Origin of the sequence: Streptomyces sp. KM273126 (assembly GCF_004337435.2) — a bacterium.
Taxonomy (GTDB): Bacteria; Actinomycetota; Actinomycetes; order Streptomycetales; family Streptomycetaceae; genus Streptomyces; species Streptomyces acidicola.
Map to the genome: position 1 here is coordinate 2,440,642 of NZ_SJXB02000002.1, position 16,289 is coordinate 2,456,930.

Here is a 16,289-nt window from a genome sequence, read left to right on the forward strand (position 1 = left end):
CCGCTGCCGGGAACTACCTGCCGGAAGCGGCCGACTACTGAAACGAAGGTGAGTGACAGCAGATGCCAACAGGGGCCCGTGGGGTCCAGGAGGAGGCGGAGCATCATGAAGTGGTACGAGGACGACTCCCTGTGGTCGGACTTCGCTCCCACGATGTTCTCCCCGGAGCGTGCGGAGTCCGTTGCCGGCCTGGTGGCCACGTCGCCGCTGCTGGACTTTCCGCCCGGCGCTCGCGTGCTCGACCTGTGCTGCGGTCCCGGTCTGTTCCTGATGCCGCTCGCCGGCCGGGGTTTCGACGTCACGGGCGTCGACCTCAGCGAGCCGATGCTGGACCGGGCGAGGAAGGCGTGCGAGGAGGCCGGAGCCGATGTGCGGCTGGTGCGGGCGGACATGCTCACGTACACGGCCCCCGAGACGTTCGATGTCGTCCTGAACGTGTTCACGTCCTTCGGCTACTTCGACGACCCCGACGACAACCTCCGGGTCCTGCGCAATGCGTGGGAGAGCCTCACCCTCGGCGGACAGCTCCTCGTCGACGTCATGGGCAAGGAAGTCCTGGCCGGCTGGATCGGGCGTCCCCAGGCCGTCGACCTGCCGGATGGTTCCTACGTGGTCCAGCGGGACGTCGTCTTCGACAGCTGGCGCAGGTTGCGGACCGACTGGACGCTGGTCCGGGGTACGTCGGCACGGACGGCGTCCCTGACGTCCTACCTGTACAGCGCAGCCGAACTGCACGATCTGTTCGTGGCCGCCGGCTTCGCGGACGTGGAGTGCTTCGGCGGCTTCGACGGTTCCGCGTACGACAACCACTCGCGACGGCTGATCGTCCGGGGCCGCAAGAAGTGACACGACCTGTGACGTTCCCCGGAGCGTTCCCCGGCCGGGTGCCGCTCCGCGTGCCCCGCCCCGCCCCGCCCCCGCACGGACGGCAGCTGTACGCACACACGCCTCTGCCGCCCGCTCGTGGCCAACTGCTCGGCACCCCGCAGCCCTGGAGGACCGGTACGACATGTCACCGCACCACCACGAGAACCAAGACCTCACCCGCGACCTCGCAGCAGCCCGCCCGTCGCAACGCGGCCCGCTGAGCCTGCCAGGAGGAGCGCGCACGGCGACCGCCGCTTTACCCCCGCTGCCCACGGCCATGGGGGCACCGGTCGCATCCGTTCACGAGCACATCACCGATGCCTTGAAGGCGCCGGACCTGGTCCGGCTCGGCGGCAACGTCGTGCTCGCCCGCTTCGAGACGATGAAGGTCTACACGGCGCTCGGCGCCGTCCGCGCGCTGCTGCGCCGCGGACGCGTCGTTTCGGGGCAGACACTCATCGACAGTTCGAGCGGCATCTACGCACTGGCGCTGGCCATGGCCTGCCACCGCTACGGTCTGCGGTGCCACATCGTGGCGTCCACGACGGTCGACGCGGTCATGCGGGCCCAACTGGAGGTCCTGGGCGCGACGGTCGACCAGATGCCTCCGTCGCAGAACCTCAGGCTCGACCAGGAGCGCCGCGTCCACCGCGTCCGCGAACTGCTGGCCGACCGCCCCGACTTCCACTGGATGCGGCAGTACCACGACTCCGTCCACTACGCCGGCTACCGGGAGTTCGCCGACCTCGTCACCGGGACACTGCCCGACACGCCCCTGACCGTCGTCGGCGCGGTCGGTACGGGGGCGTCCACCGGCGGGTTGGTGCAGGCCCTGCGTGAGACGGGACGCGGGGTGCGTCTGGTGGGGATTCAGCCGTTCGGCAGCGTCACCTTCGGCAGCGAGCACTTCAGCGACCCGGAGGCGATCATCGCGGGAATCGGGAGCTCCATACCATTCGAGAACGTCCGGCACGAGCTGTACGACACCGTGCACTGGGTGGACTTCCGGCACGCGATGGCCGGCGCGGTCGGCCTCATGCAGGAGCACGCGATCTTCGCGGGGCTCTCCACCGGAGCCGCACATCTGGTCGCCTCCTGGGAGGCCGACCGCGATCCCGAACGTCTCCACCTCGTCCTGGGCGCGGACACCGGCCACCGCTACGCCGAACGGGTCTTCGCCCGGCACACCGAGGCACAGGACATGCACACGCTCCGGCCCCGGCCCATCCAGGCGCTCGACGAGTTGCGTCCGCCCTGGTCGGTGATGGAGTGGGGGCGGCGTCCCGATCCGGCGACCGTACGGCCCGACCGCCGCCCCGACACGGACACTGCCGAACCCGTCTCGTCCGTGGAGGTGACGCCGTGACCATCGCGGCACTGGAATCCCTGTCCTTCGGTCTGGGCCACATGGCCGCGGCGGCCGCGGAAACCGGCCACGAGCTCTGCCTGCTCACCGCGGACCGGTCCGTGTACCGGCACGAACTCCACACCCTGCCGGACGGCGCGCTGACCGTCATCGATGTCGACACCTTCGACGAGTCGGCGACCCGGCGCGCGCTGTCCGCCCTGCCCGACCTGGCCGGTCTGCTCAACACCACCGACACCTGGAGCGTGCCGGCCGCCGACCTCGCGGCCGAGTTCGGACTCCCCGGCCCGGACCCGGCCGCAGTACGGCTCCTGCGCGACAAGTATCTGGTGCGCGAGCTCCTGCACCGCCGCGGACTGAGCCGGAGCGCCGCCGTGCGCGTCAAGGCGAGCCCGGACAGCGCCGAAGAGGTGCGCCGTGCCATCGGCCTGCCCGCGGTGCTCAAGGACTCCTCGGGTACCTCCTCGCGCAACGTGTGGATATCCCACGACGAGGAAGCACTGCGCCGCGCTCTCGACGAAGCCGGCCGCCGGCAGTTCATGGGAGACCTGTTCGCCGAGGCGTTCCTGGCCGGGCCGCTCTACAGCGCGGAGACACTCAGCTGGGACGGTGCCACGCGCCTGCTCGGCGTCCTCAGCCGGCAGACATCCCGGCAGCCCGCGGTACGGGAGGAAGCCGCCGCCTTCCCCGTAGTGCTGCCGCAGGCCGAGTTCAGCGGCATCGAGCGATGGGTCGGGGACGTCCTGCACGTGGCGGGCCATCACAGCGGCTTCGCGCATGTGGAGTTCATCCTCACCGCCGAGGGACCGGAGCTGGTCGAGATCAACCGCCGGATCGGTGGGGCCCTGGTGGGGGAGGTCTTGTGCCGCTCGCTCGGCACGAACGTGTACACCGCCATGATGGAGGAGGCACTGGGCCGCAGACCACGCCTCATGGACGCACCGCTCGACCGCGACGGCCCCGCGCACGCGTTCGTCCTCGTCTACGCGGACCGTCCGGGTGTCCTCAAGGGCTGGCACGGGCTCGACGAGTTGGCGGCCTTTCCCGGCAACGTGCGCTGGTACCCGACCAGGGCACCCGGAGACGCCATGCCGCAGGTGGGGGACCAGCGCGGCTGCACCGGCATCGTGCTGGCCGAGGCCGCCACGGCGGAGCTGGCGCAGCACCGGGCGTGGAGCGCGGCCACCCGCGTGTGCCCCGTCGTCGCCGACAGTGGCCCGTAAGCCCCTGCCGGGCGGCCGGCGGGTCACGGCTCCGCAGGCGTTCCTGCTGGCCGCCTCGTTCCTGATCACCTTGGGCAGCTTCGCCGTCCTGCCGTACATGTCGGTGCTGCTGCACCAGCGGCTCGGGCTGGGCCTTGGCACGGTCGGCATCGTGCTGGCCGTCGCCTCGCTGGTGCAGTTCTCCGGCGGCGTGTTCGCCGGTGTGCTGGCCGAGCGGATCGGCCTGCGGGTCACCATGCTGACGGCGCTGGCCGTGCGGACGGCAGGGTTCGCGGCGTTCGTCCCGGGCATGGCCAGCCCCGTGCTCGCGGTCGGCGCCCTGTTCCTGGTCTCCTGCGGGGCAGCCCTGTATCTCCCGGCGAACAAGGCGTACTTGGTGGACGGCGCCGACGACGCCGACCGCCCGCGGCTGCTGTCGGCGAGCGGGTCGGCCTTCAACGCGGGCATCGCCCTCGGCCCACCGGCCGCGGCACCCTTCGTCCTGGGCTCGCCCACCGTGCTCTTCTCCTGCGTCACCGCGCTGTTCGCGCTCGTCGGTGTCGGCCACGCACTGCTGCCACCGCCGGCCGCGCACCCGGCGGCCTACGCGGCGCGGGCGGCCACCGGCAACGCCGCCCGGCCCCGGCGTCCTGACGACGGCCCGCCGCCGTTCGCCGTGACCGTGCTGAGCGTGTACATCTTCATGTTCTTCCAGCACTACCTGGCTCTGTACGCCGTCCCGCGCACCTCGGCGAACTACTACGGCGCGGTGCTGACGGGCTACGCCTGCCTCCTGGTGATCACGCAGCCGCTGCTGTCACGGTGGATCGCCGCACTCGCCTACGCGGACGCCATGAAGGTGGGCTTCGGGAGCATGGCGGCCGGGACCGCGGTGATCGCATGCGGCGGGTACGCGGGAATCGGCATGGGAGCCGCTCTGATGTGCCTGGGCGAGATCGTGCTCTTCCTGAAGAACGACCTGGAGGCCCTGGCCCGATCACGCGCGGCTCCGGCCGCCGTGTTCGGCCGGCAGCGGCTGGCGGCCGGCCTCGGCGCGTTCGGCAGTGGAGCGGTCGGCGGCCAGGTGTACGCGGCGGCGGAAGTCATGGGCTCGGCGAGGGGGTTCTGGCTCGCCGTGTGCCTCCAGGCCCTGGTTCTCCCCGTCCTGCTGACGGCCGCGGTGCGCCGCGGCCGCATCGGCCCCCTCGCCCACAAACCTGGCGCCACACGGGCGCCGAAGGAGCAGAGGCGGCCGTCGACAGGGTGAGAGACAAGACCACTGCAGGTGTGACCCACGCCACATCATCCCGGTGGGAACTTCCGGGTCCCCCTCTCCGACCCATGCAACAGCGCGACTGCACACACCCGTGCTTGGAAAGCCGGAAAGCCGGCGCACCCGTTTACCAGCCCAAGCGACTGAAAAGGCCGCACGATGACGTCATTACCAGCGCAACCTGCCTCCGAACCGGCCGACGCCCCCGTCGCCGACACCGGTGACCGGCAGCAACGGCGCCCCACCCTGCGATCCGACCTGCGCGCCTCCATACCCGACGGCGTCATCGCGCTGGTCGTGACCGCCGCCGTCTTCGCCCTCCTCTACGCCCGCATCCGCGCCGAGACCTCCTCGACCGTCTCCGTCATGCCGTTCATGGCCGACGAGGGCGAGTTCTGGATGTACTTCCTCAGCCAGGCGTTCGGCTGGTCCGCCCTGCTGTGGGCCTGGATCACCGTCGTCCTCGGACTCCTCCTCTCCGGCTCCCGCCCTTCGTGGTTGCTGCTGCCCGGCCAGCGGCTCGAACGCCTTCACCGCACCACCAGCCTCAACACCATCGCCCTCATCGCCGCGCACGCGCTGCTGTTCGCCGGTCAACTGGTGCGCTCCGACACCGCACGCTGGTACTCCGCGATCGGCACGGCCTTCGTGGAGACCTTCGTCCCGGGCGGCTACGACTCGGGCACCGGTCAGCTAGCCATCCCTCTCGGGCAGGCCGCCCTCTATCTGGCCATCCCCCTGGGCCTGCTCTTCTACGTCAGGCACCGCATCGGCCCCAGAACCTGGCGCATCCTGCACCGCTTCGTCATCGCCGTGTACATCCTGAGCGTCTGGCACACCCTCCTCTACGGCACGAACGTCTGGTACGACGGCTGGTTCCGCACCGCGATCTGGCTGCTCCAACTCCCCATCGCCGCACTCCTCCTGCTACGCCTGCTGCAGCCCGCCCGGCGCTCGGAGAAACTGCGTGGCCCTCGTACCCACACCGGCTCACCGGCGGGTTGGGCCCTGCGTCTGGGCGGCCGCATCGCAGTGGCCGGCACGATCGCAGCCCTGCTCGCTGCGGTCATCAGCGGAAACGACGGCGGCCGCACCATGCCGCCCGAGGACACCTCGTCCAGCCACAACGAACACGGCTGACGCCCCCACGCCCGCGGGGCGGCAGGCCACGGAGTTGGCGTCCCGCCGCCCCCACACCACACTCATGCGGAGCGGCGGCCGTTTCGAGCCGGACGGCGAGCGGTGAACAAGAAGCCCGTCGGCCGTGAGGAGATGCCCGATCCCCGGAGATGCCGGGCGTTTTCACCTCTGCGACCTCAAGGGCTCCCGGGACCTGGGTAGGTCCTGGGAGCCGGTTGGGATTGCCCCGGCGATGCCCCGGCGATGCCCCGGCGCAGGGGAGACGGCGCCTCCAAGGAGTAGCGGTCATGCCTGCGCGTACTCCCCGTGAGGTACGCCTACGGCCGCTGGCCGGACGACGCCCCGGACCCCCTCGTGCAGCCATTCTCGAAACGGCAACGGAACCCCCTTCCGGCCACTCGGCCGCTATGCGAGGAGAAGAGCGCGATGCAGACCTTGGCGCATTGGGACGGCGGCGGGCCCGGCCCGTGGATGATGTTCGTTCCGCTCATCCGGGCGGCCGGGTCCGTCCTGGAGGAGCCGTTCGGCCGTACGGACAAGGAGGGCGCGCTGTGACCGTCGTGACCACCCCCCGTGGCTCCGCCACCGGTCTGCGCATGGCCGCCCGGGTCGAGCACGCCGTGAAGGTGTACGGCAGCGGCGACACCGAAGTCAGGGCCCTGGACGGGGTGAGCGTCGGCTTCCAGGCCGGCCGCTTCACCGCGATCATGGGGCCCTCGGGGTCCGGCAAGTCCACTCTCATGCACTGCGCGGCGGGCCTCGACACGCTCACCTCCGGCTCCGCCCACATCGGCGACTCCGAGCTGAGCGGCCTCGACGACCGCCGCCTCACGCTGCTGCGCCGCGACCGCGTCGGCTTCGTCTTCCAGGCGTTCAACCTGGTCCCGACGCTGACCGTGGCGGAGAACATCACGCTCCCCCTCGACCTGGCGGGCCGCACCGCGGACCGGGAATGGGTCGACACCCTCATCGAAACCGTCGGTCTGCGGGATCGGCTGCGCCACCGCCCGGCCCAGCTCTCCGGAGGACAGCAGCAACGCGTTGCCGTGGCACGGGCGTTCGCCGGGCGGCCCGATGTCGTCTTCGCGGACGAGCCCACCGGGAACCTCGACTCGCGCTCCGGCGAGGAGGTACTGAACCTCCTCGGTCGGGCGGTGCGTCAGATGGACCGTACGGTCGTCATGGTGACCCACGACCCGGTCGCGGCGGCCCACGCCGACGAGGTCGTCTTCCTCGCCGACGGGCGGCTGGTGGACCGCATGGGGTCCCCGACCGCCGAGGCCGTCCTCGACCGTATGAAGGCCTTCGAGGTGAGGTCGTGAACGCGGCCCTGCGCCTCAGCCTGTCCTCCCTGCGCGCGCACAGGAGGCGCTTCGCCGGTACATTCATCTCGGTGTTCCTGGGCGTCGCCTTCCTCGCCGGCACCCTTGTCATGGGTGACACGCTGCGCGCGAGTTTCAGCAGCCTGTTCGGCGACGCCACCGCCGGCACCGACGCGGTCGTCCGCAGCGCCGACACCATCACCACCCCCGGCGAGGGCCGAGGCGTGAGGCAGCCCGTCGACGCCTCGCTCGTCAGGACCGTCGAGCGGGTGCCCCAGGTGGCCGCCGCCGAACCCGACATCCAGGGCCGGGGCCAGCTGGTCGGCGCCGACGGCACACCGATCGGCGGCCAGGGCCCGCCCACCACCGCGGGCAACTGGCTCCGGGACCCGCGGCTCAACCCCTACCGGCTCGCCGAAGGACGGGCCCCGGCCCGCAGCGGCGAGGTCGTCGTGAACAAGGGCGCCGCCGAGAAGGGCGGCCTGAAGGTCGGTGACACCACGACCCTGCGCACCCCCGACCCCGTCAAGGTCACGATCGTGGGCCTTGCCACCTTCGGCGGCGCGGACGGTATGGGCCAGGCGACCTACACCGGCATGACCCGGGCCGACGCCGAGGAATACCTCACCGCACGGCCCGGCGAGGCGGCGAGCATCCAGGTACGTGCCGAGGACGGCGTCAGCCAGCGGCAGCTGGTCGACGCGCTGACACCCGTGCTGCCCAAGGGCATCGAGGCCATCACCGGCCAGGAGTCGGCGCAGGAGAACAACGAGACGGTCTCCGGCCAGTTCCTCACCCTCTTCACCAGTTTCCTGCTGGTCTTCTCCGGCGTCGCGCTCCTCGTCGCGACCTTCTCCATCTACAACACGTTCGCGATCGTCGTCGCCCAACGCACCCGCGAGAACGCCCTGCTGCGGGCCCTGGGCGCCGCGCGTGGCCAGGTCACCGCCGCCACCCTCGTGGAGGCGACCGTGGTCGCCCTCACCGCGTCCGCGCTCGGCCTCGGCGGCGGCATCGGAATCGCGGCCGGGCTGCAGGCGCTCTTCCCGGCCGTCGGATTCCCCTTCCCCGAGGGCGAGTTGGTGGTCAAGGGCACATCGCTGCTGCTGCCGCTCGCGGTCGGGGTCGTCGTCTGCCTGGGCTCCGCACTGCTGCCCGCGGCGCGGGCCGGGCGCACCGCGCCGCTGGCCGCGCTGCGTGAGACGGCCGTCGACCAGTCGGGTACGTCCCGGTCACGTGCCGTCGTGGGCGGCGGGCTCGGCGTGCTGGCCGCAGCGAGCACACTGACGGGCGTATGGGTCACCCCGTCCCTGTGGCTCGCCGGTCTCGGTGCGCTGCTCGCCCTCGCGGCCTTCGTCGTGCTCGGCCCGGTGGCCTCACGGGTGGCGGTCCGGGCCCTCGGCGCACCACTCGACCGGCTCCGCGGCATCACCGGCGGCCTCGCCCGCCGCAACGCGCTGCGCAGCCCGAGGCGGACCGCGGCCACCGCGAGCGCACTGATGATCGGGGTCACGGTCGTCTCCCTCTTCACGGTCTTCGCCGCATCGCTGAAGACCACCATGGACCAGACCGTCTCGCGGTCCTTCGCGGGTGACGTCGCCGTCAGCGCGCCCTCGTTCGGCGCGGGCGGCAGCGGACTCAGCCCCAAGCTCGCCCCCGCGATCGCCGAGCAGCCCGGGGTGCGCTACGCCGTCGGCCTGGGCAGCGGCGTCGCCGACGTCAACGGCGGCGGACGGGCGCTCACCGTCACCGACCCCGCCACCCTCGGCAAGGTCCTCGACCTCGGCCCGGTCGACGGCACGCTCCAGCACCTCGGCACCGACGGCATCGCCGTCAGCCGCAAGGCCGCCGACCAGCAGCACCTCACCGTCGGCTCCACCGCCCGGCTCGCCTTCACCGACGGCACCAAGCCGTCCTTCACCGTCCGCGCGGTTTACGACCAGTCGGAACTCGCGGGCGACTACGTCATCACCCGTTCCGCTTGGGCGCCGCACCGCACCCAGGACTCCGACACCCTCGTCGCCGTCACCTTCGACCCCGGAGTGAGCACGGCCGAAGGCAAGGCCGCGGTGGAGCGGGTCGCCGCGCAGTACGGCAAGCCATCGGTGCAGACCCGCTCCGAGTACGCCGAGTCGTCGGCGAGCGGCATCGACATGATGCTCACCCTCGTCTACGCCCTGCTCGCGCTCGCGGTGCTCATCGCCCTGCTCGGCATCGCCAACACCCTTACGCTCGCCCTGCACGAACGCACCCGTGAACTCGGCCTGTTGCGGGCCGTCGGCCAGACCCGGCCCCAGTTGAGGGCGATGGTCCGCTGGGAGTCGGTCCTGGTCGCCGCCTTCGGCACCGCGGGTGGCCTGCTGCTCGGCGCCTTCCTGGGCTGGGTACTCGTCCGCTCCGCCGGCGGCGCCTCCGACACCGGGTTCACCTTCGCGCTTCCCCCCGTCAACCTCGCTGCGGTCGCCCTGGTCGGCCTCGCGGCGGGTGCCCTGGCAGGACTGCGCCCGGCCCGGCGTGCGGCACGCCTGAACGTCCTCCGCGCCATAGCCATGGAGTGACAGCAGGACACGCTTCCCGCGCGGACGGGCGCGGGGCGGGCGACTGCCCCGAAGCCCGGACCGCGAGGGGCAGGCCGACGTGCCCCTGACCGATGACGACAAGGCGCGGTGGTCCACTCACGCATGTCATCCCTGGTCCACGAGCTGGCGCAGAAAGCCAAGTTCGCGTCGCACGGTCGAGAGGTAACCGTCGACCCAGTCACCTCCCGCGCCGCACTCCACTGTGAGTGCCATCAGGGACCAGACCATCCTGTAGAGGGCCAGGACGTGTGCGTCCGGTGGATTCGGACTGCCGTACCCCTGGAGGAACTGGCGGAACGCGTCGTCCCCCGCCATCGAGAAACGGGCAAGGTCGAAAAGAGGGTCACCCGCCATTGCGTCTCCCCAGTCGATCAGACCCACGAGGCGACCCTGGTCGTCCCAGACGTGCTTGGGCATCAAGTCGCCGTGCAGCAGGACTCCTTGACCAACACCGGTCAGATGGGCACGGGTGCGGTGCTGCCGCAGCTGCGCGGCGACCTCGTCGTGCACGGCCGTGGGCATGACGTTCACGGGAATGAGCTGTCGGGCGGCGGCCACGACGGCGTCCAGGAAACCGAACCAGGTGCCGGAGGCGGCCGCCACCCGCTCGTGATCGGTGCCGACCAGTCCGAATCCCGGCAACTCCACCTCGTGCACACGCCGGAGTTTTCTTCCCGCGTCCGTCAGAACCCCGCTGTCCAGTTCGGCGGCATGGCCGGGCAGGACGTCGATCAGCAGGAGATCGTTCGGGAAGGTCGGATTCGCCGGCAGCAGAACGGCGTGTGGGATCGGCACCTCGGTCTGACGGAGCAGCGTCAGGACTGCGGCCTCCCGCCTGATGCCTTCGGCGGCTCCGAATTTGACGATGAGTTCGCGCTCTCCACACCGGACGGCGTGGACGACGTTCACGATCGACCCGGAAAGAGGGCGGACCAGAACGGCCGGACTCCCCAACGCCTCCCCGACGCGGGCGAGTAGCTGTATGGGCCCCGTGTCGGGCAACTCGTCGGGTGTGTTCAAGCTGAGGTTCCTCCCTGCCGGCAGCGGCCGTGCGGTCAGGTGCGTGCCACGTTGCTGAGTGCCGCGCGCAAATCGTCCCCGTCAGGGTGCAGCGAGGGTAGGGGAGTTGCGTTGGCGGGGTTGAGTGCGTCGAAGAGCAGGGCGACGAAGTGGGCGCGCAGGGAGGGTGTGGTGCCGGGAAGCGCGAGGCCCGCTATGGCCATGAGGAGGAGGCGCGGAATGTCTTCTGCGGTGAGATCGGGCCGGATCTCGCCCTGTTGCTGAGCGCGCAGAAGCAACGGGTACAACGAGTCGCTGAAGCGCTGCAGGGCGTCCACCGCGACGTCGGCGAAATAGCCGACGAAACTGACCAGCCCTTTCTCCTGGGCGATCAAGTCGAGCAGATGGGTGGCGATGCTCTGAAGCGGCTGACGGGGATGCGGTGCGTCGGAGGCACGCTCAATGAGGGGAAGAAGGTCGGTTTCGAGGATGTCGTCGAGGACAGCCCGAACGATGGCCTCCCGGTTGGGGAAGTGGCGGTAGAGAGTGGTGATGCCGATGCCGATGCCGATGCCGACGCCGGCGCCGTTCTGCGACGTTCTATGCCGTTCTGCTTCGTTCAGGTCGCATCGCTCGGAAGCGGGGCAGCCGAGCGGACGATGAGAGAACGCAACTCCTCGACCGCCCGGGCACGGGCGCCGACCAACTCGGGGCTGGTGAGGGTCGCAGCAACGACCGGGATGGGGCGCGGAGTTCGGGCAAACCGCTCACTCACTGGCGCAGCGATACCGGCTCACTGTGCCGATCCCCGAGATCATGGCCTACCTCCTGCTGCGCCCCACGCTCTACCGCGCCCTCACACCGATCCCCGACGTGCGGGCCGACGACTCGGTCCGGTGGCACTGCGACATGATCCACAGCGTCGCCCCGGTCGAAAACCAGCGGGGCTGGGGCAACGTCATGTACATCCCCGCGGCCCCTGGTGCGCCCGCAACGAGCGCTACGCCGCAGAAGTCCGCGAAGCCTTCGTGACCGGCTCCAGCCCCAGCGACTTCCCCGCCGAACACTACGAGCGCACCTGGACCGACCGTTTCACGACCGAGACACCTCAACGAGACCGGCCGCCGCGGCCTGGACCTCGTCTGACGGGACCCGCAGGCCCTGTCCGCTGCTGCCCAAGCCGGGGCCGAAGCAGGTGAGGGACGGCCGGGGGTGCCGGACCGGGGGGCGCTGCGCGGCGCGCTCGGCCCGGGCAGCAGGCACCACGTGCTCTTCTCGCCTCCTGCGACGGTCAGCGGTTAGCGGTCAGCGGTCCTGAGACAGGGCCAGCAGCTCGCTGAACAGGCCATGGGCGGCGGCGAGTTCGTCGTACGTGCCCTGTTCCGTGATCCGGCCGTTTTCCATCACGAGGACCTTGTCCGCGATCTTGGTGTTCTCAAGTTGATGGGTGACGACGATCGTCATGCGTTCGGCGGCGATCCGTTTGATCTCCAGGAAGATGGCGTGCTCACCGCGGGCGTCCATCTGCGAGGTCGGCTCATCCAGGATCAGCAGCTGCGTCTGCCTGTAGAGCGCGCGGCCGCACACGAGGCGCTGCCACTGCCCTCCGGACAGTTCGGCGCCGCCCCACAGCTCCTTGGCGAGGAGGGTGTCGAGCTGATGGGGCAGTTTCTCGATCGCTTCCCGCATACCTACGGCGTCGATGACGTCCCACACCGGTCCGTCGTCGTACGTCTTTGGCTGGCCGAGGGTGATGTTCTCGCGGGCGCGCAGGGGCCAGCACGCGAAGCCCTGCGGGACGAGCGCGGTGCGTTTCCACACGGCGTCGGGATCAGCCTGGGCGAGGTCGACGCCGTCCCACAGGACTCGCCCCTTGTCGGCGAGCAGGATGCCGGTGATGAGCTTGGCCAGCGTGGACTTGCCCGAGCCGTTCTCGCCGACGATGGCCAGGATCTCGCCGCGGCGGAGCGTGAGCGATACCCCCGAGACGGCCGGTTCTTCCTTGCCGGGGTACTGGTACACGACCTCGTCGAGGCGGATCTCATCCACCGGTTCCGGAATGGTCAATTCCCCGCGCTTGGGGGCGCGTTCCCTGGCCATGTCGAGGAAGGACCGCATGTCGGCCAGGTAGAGCGAGGTGTGGAACATGGCGGCGCCATGGATGACGAACTGGGAGAGCGCGGCCAGTGTGGTCTGGACGGCGACCACGGCGGTGGCCGCGACGGGCAGGGCGACCCGGCCGGTGGTTGCCAGCCAGGCGAGGGTGGTCCAGGTGCCCAGCAAGAAGATCCCGCCCAGGGCGCTGGTGGCCAGGACGATGCGGAGCATTCGCGGGGCCGCGGTCAAGGTGCGCCGGTCGATCCGGTCGGACAGGGCGCGGTACCAGTAGACGAGGTAACCGGTCATGCCGTTGGCCCGGACCTCGTCGCCGTAGCGGGAGTAGGTGGCCCACCAGCGCATCATCGAGCGCACGTTGCGGTCACCGACGTTGAGGTAATGGGTCTCGTAGTCGACGCGTGCGGACAGCACGGCACCGGCGCCGGCCGGGAGCACGGCCAGCAGGAGCAGAGGCAACATCAGCGGGTGCAGCGCCGTGATGACCCCGCTCGCGGCGATCATGCGGATCAGGGCGGACATGAACCGCTGGGAGTCCTGCACCATCAGCCGGGTCCGGGTGACGCCGACTTCGGCGGCCTCCTGTCGGTCGGCGAATCCGTCTTCGCCGTACGCGGACGACTCCACGCGGCATACGGCTGCGACGAGGGCAATGTCCGCTTCGGTCATCAGCAGAGGTGTGATTCGTCCGTCGGCGTACGAGGACAAGGCACTGCTGATTCGGCCAATGCCCGCAGCCGTCGTCACGACGGCCAGGGCGGGCAGGGCGGTGTGCAGGCGTTCGGACACGGTGCCGGTGGCGAGGATGTGTGTCATCGCCTGAGCGGTGAAAGCGAGGACGACGGCGGCCGCGAAGCCGGTGAGCAACTGGCAGACGAGGAGCAGCACGACGCCCGGCTTGTCGACGGCCCACGCCATCCGCGCTGTGTGCCCGAGTACGGCGGGAAGGCGTCGGCACAGGGCCCCGAAACTGACGTCGGCCAGCGGGTTCTTGCCGTGTTTCCCCTCGAAGGTGAGGGTGGCCGGGGGTGGTGGAGGAGGCGTCTCCGCGTTTGCAGTCGAGGCGTCAGTCACAGTCACCTGCGTCCCTCCTTGGGGGCCGGTGCCGCACCTGGATGGTTCGGCGATGCACGGCATAACGACCCCGCACCGGAATCGAACGCGCTCGATTCCGGTCGCGCTGAAGTCCTTGAAACGCAAGGGGGCGAGCGCATGGACACCGTGCTGGGGCCGTCCTCGAGCGATGAGGATTGGCCGAATCGCCGACGTCTGAAACGCCTGTGACGAATGAGGTTCCGGCGGTTGATCGACTCGTGGTGACGACGGGAGTCACCCACAAACAAGACCAGTCCTGCACACCGTTACGGCGGCCATACGCGTACGGCGCTCCGCCCGGCCATGGCTTCCGCTTCTTGGGTGTCATGGGCACTGCGGTGGACAACGAGGTTCCCCAGATCGTGGGACAGCTGTGCGACGAGGGCGGTGACGCCATCCTCCCAGACAGCCGGCGCAGCGGCCGGGGGAACGATGATCAGCTCAAGTACGTCGGCAGGGTGGGACGCCGTTCCTTCGATCACGGGGCCGTTCAGCGCGAGGAAGTCCGGTGCTGGGCGGAGGTGGGCTTGCGCCTGTTCGCTGACCGCGTCGACGATGCGGTCGCGCAGATCTGTCAGCTGACGCAGAGCATCCCAGGCGATGTGCCGTACGACGAGACGTACGGCTTCTCCTTTGCCTCTGGGGGCGATGAGGCCGAGTATGCCGAGGCGGAAGATCGCTGCCTCCAGTTGGGTGGGCGTCACCGCAGCGGCCTTGGACAACTCGTTGAGCGTCAGCGGCCGCTCTGGATCGGCGGTGTGGTGATCGACGAGGGCAGTGAGGAGCCGGCCGGACGTACCAGGGAACAGGGCGGACAGAGGGGTCCGGAAGTTCACGGCGCCTCCTGAGCGTCGAGAGTCGGCGAATCCCACGGCAACAACTCGACGGCGACGGCCGGGTTCAGCGCGGCTCTGGACACGCGAAACGCTCCGCTTCTGTGAAGGGCCAAGGGTGAAGGGTTCGGCCACACGGCAGGAGACAAGGGGGTCTCGCCGGCTTCGCAGGCAGGTGGCATCGACGACGAAGCCGACGAGAGTCTGAGGCGGGATTCTGATCTGTGGACGTTACGGGTCGAGTGGTCGGATGCCGAGAGGTTGATCGTTCACGAGCGCGGTGACCGTCTCGTGGAACGCCCTGAGAACATCGAGGAATCCGACCCTGCCCCAGAGCGCGAGACCCAGAACGGCGAGGAATACGGCCGTCATGTGCACTGCCCCCGCGAGGTCTCGGCCCGACAACGTGCGCAGGGCCGACTGGTCTCCGCGGGCCCACGCCCGCGCTGCCTCGGCAACGGTGAACTCGTAGTGGGGCGGGGCTGCGGCGGCGACTTCGTCGGCATGCCGAACCAGGGCGTCCAGCTTCCACCGCTCGCCGGTCAACTCCATGATGCTGATGGTGGAGCGCAGCAGACCACTCAGGACGGCATACACCTTGATCCAGCTGCCGGCGTCCAGACCGGCCAGCGCGTCTTGCACCGCGATGGCGTCGTGGTCCGCGTAGCCCCGGACAACGTCCATCGCGCGGTCGCGGGAGGTCTTCTCCGCTTCGTCGCTCATGTGGCTGACAGTAATGACGCGAAGAACGGCGGGAATCGGTCTCTTGGCGCAACGCGCATCGGAAGAAAGCACTAGGGCGTGTGCCGGAAGTGCTGATTGCGCCCCCAAGAGCAACTGCTAGCGTCCGCCTCCGTGAACGACAGTGTGTACGTGGGCAACGCGGGCAAGGATGCGGCACTGGACCGGGGATGGCTCCTCGGGCACTTCAAGAACGTTGGCGATCCGCGCTACAGCGAGGCCGTAGAGATCAAATGGGGCGTCCACCCTCGTGGCGACGAGCGATTGCAGTGGGTGACGGGCGAGGAACGCACAGCTCTCCTGGTCCTCATCAGCGGCCGCTTCCGCGTTGAACTCCCTGGCCGCAGTGTTCTGCTGGAAGAGCAGGGTGATTACGTCGTGTGGGGGCGCGGAGTCGACCACTCATGGTTCGCAGAGGAAGAGTCAGTGGTGCTGACTGTTCGATGGCCGTCCGTGCCCGGCTACGCAGTGGCAGACAAGGGTCGGGCGCGACTGGAGAGCTGAGCACGAAAGAGCGATGGTCATAGCCATTCGTTGATCGCAGCGAAAAGGACGGCCGCCTCGTAGCGGACCGCGAGCTTGTCGTAGCGCGTGACCACGGCCCGGTGTCTTTTGAGACGGTTGATGCCGCACTCGACGGTGTGGCGCTCGCGATAGTCGACGGAGTCGAACTTCGGCGGCCTACCGCCGCTTGAGCCGCGTCTCTTTCGGTTGCGGGCCTGGTCGGCCTTGCCGCCGGGCGGCTCCTTCCGAAGGT

The 16,289-nt window shown here is 69.9% G+C and carries 14 protein-coding genes and 1 pseudogene; 10 read left to right on the plus strand and 5 right to left on the minus strand.

What is annotated here, in order from left to right; translation table 11 throughout:
- The first annotated feature begins 105 nt into the window (after positions 1 to 105).
- From E0500_RS41415 to E0500_RS41445, 8 genes are all read left to right on the plus strand, one after another.
- On the plus strand, positions 106 to 846 hold the full coding sequence (locus E0500_RS41415; protein ID WP_131568854.1) for a class I SAM-dependent methyltransferase: 741 nt from the start codon (positions 106 to 108) through the stop codon (positions 844 to 846).
- Between the two features lie 298 nt (positions 847 to 1,144).
- The gene (locus E0500_RS41420) at positions 1,145 to 2,233 is read left to right on the plus strand and encodes a pyridoxal-phosphate dependent enzyme (RefSeq protein WP_131567525.1); all 1,089 of its coding nucleotides are present in this window, start codon (positions 1,145 to 1,147) and stop codon (positions 2,231 to 2,233) included.
- Positions 2,230 to 3,456, plus strand: coding sequence for an ATP-grasp domain-containing protein (locus tag E0500_RS41425; RefSeq protein ID WP_131567498.1), 1,227 nt, complete (start codon positions 2,230 to 2,232; stop codon positions 3,454 to 3,456). The genes E0500_RS41420 and E0500_RS41425 overlap by 4 nt, the downstream gene beginning before the upstream one ends.
- Positions 3,446 to 4,702 carry an MFS transporter gene (locus E0500_RS41430; protein WP_131567500.1) on the plus strand — a complete coding sequence of 419 codons (1,257 nt, stop codon included), beginning with the start codon at positions 3,446 to 3,448 and terminating at the stop codon, positions 4,700 to 4,702. Before E0500_RS41425 ends, E0500_RS41430 begins: the two co-directional genes overlap by 11 nt.
- A 165-nt stretch (positions 4,703 to 4,867) precedes the next feature.
- Positions 4,868 to 5,848 (plus strand): ferric reductase-like transmembrane domain-containing protein, encoded by a 981-nt coding sequence (locus tag E0500_RS41435; RefSeq protein ID WP_131567502.1) that lies wholly within the window; start codon positions 4,868 to 4,870, stop codon positions 5,846 to 5,848.
- Positions 5,849 to 6,274: 426 nt separating this feature from the next.
- On the plus strand, positions 6,275 to 6,403 hold the full coding sequence (locus E0500_RS44675; protein ID WP_258573792.1) for a hypothetical protein: 129 nt from the start codon (positions 6,275 to 6,277) through the stop codon (positions 6,401 to 6,403).
- A 41-nt stretch (positions 6,404 to 6,444) separates the two neighbouring features.
- Complete coding sequence (locus E0500_RS44680; RefSeq protein ID WP_131567527.1) at positions 6,445 to 7,170, plus strand: ABC transporter ATP-binding protein; 726 nt, start codon at positions 6,445 to 6,447, stop codon at positions 7,168 to 7,170.
- Entirely contained in the window at positions 7,167 to 9,728 is a 2,562-nt protein-coding gene (locus tag E0500_RS41445) for an FtsX-like permease family protein (protein ID WP_131567504.1), read from the plus strand. The genes E0500_RS44680 and E0500_RS41445 overlap by 4 nt, the downstream gene beginning before the upstream one ends.
- Before the next feature lie 126 nt (positions 9,729 to 9,854).
- Here E0500_RS41445 and E0500_RS41450 read toward each other — a convergent pair whose 3' ends face one another.
- Both E0500_RS41450 and E0500_RS41455 read right to left on the minus strand, forming a co-directional pair.
- On the minus strand, positions 9,855 to 10,769 hold the full coding sequence (locus E0500_RS41450) for a phosphotransferase family protein (RefSeq protein WP_165935110.1): 915 nt from the start codon (positions 10,767 to 10,769) through the stop codon (positions 9,855 to 9,857).
- Positions 10,770 to 10,804: 35 nt separating this feature from the next.
- Positions 10,805 to 11,143 (minus strand): hypothetical protein, encoded by a 339-nt coding sequence (locus E0500_RS41455; protein WP_258573793.1) that lies wholly within the window; start codon positions 11,141 to 11,143, stop codon positions 10,805 to 10,807.
- A 421-nt stretch (positions 11,144 to 11,564) separates the two neighbouring features.
- Between E0500_RS41455 and E0500_RS41460 the strand changes: the two are divergent.
- A pseudogene (locus E0500_RS41460) lies at positions 11,565 to 11,947 on the plus strand (YbiU family protein).
- Between the two features lie 106 nt (positions 11,948 to 12,053).
- Here the strand turns inward: E0500_RS41460 and E0500_RS41465 are convergent.
- From E0500_RS41465 to E0500_RS41475, 3 genes are all read right to left on the minus strand, one after another.
- Positions 12,054 to 13,937 (minus strand): ATP-binding cassette domain-containing protein, encoded by a 1,884-nt coding sequence (locus tag E0500_RS41465; RefSeq protein ID WP_131567529.1) that lies wholly within the window; start codon positions 13,935 to 13,937, stop codon positions 12,054 to 12,056.
- 287 nt (positions 13,938 to 14,224) lie between these two features.
- Entirely contained in the window at positions 14,225 to 14,794 is a 570-nt protein-coding gene (locus tag E0500_RS41470) for a hypothetical protein (protein WP_131567508.1), read from the minus strand.
- Between the two features lie 228 nt (positions 14,795 to 15,022).
- Positions 15,023 to 15,514: a hypothetical protein gene (locus E0500_RS41475; RefSeq protein WP_131567510.1), complete on the minus strand. Its 492-nt coding sequence runs from the start codon at positions 15,512 to 15,514 to the stop codon at positions 15,023 to 15,025.
- A gap of 132 nt (positions 15,515 to 15,646) precedes the next feature.
- Here E0500_RS41475 and E0500_RS41480 point away from each other — a divergent pair, with 132 nt between their 5' ends.
- Entirely contained in the window at positions 15,647 to 16,036 is a 390-nt protein-coding gene (locus E0500_RS41480; RefSeq protein WP_131567512.1) for a signal peptidase I, read from the plus strand.
- The last annotated feature ends 253 nt before the right edge of the window (positions 16,037 to 16,289 follow it).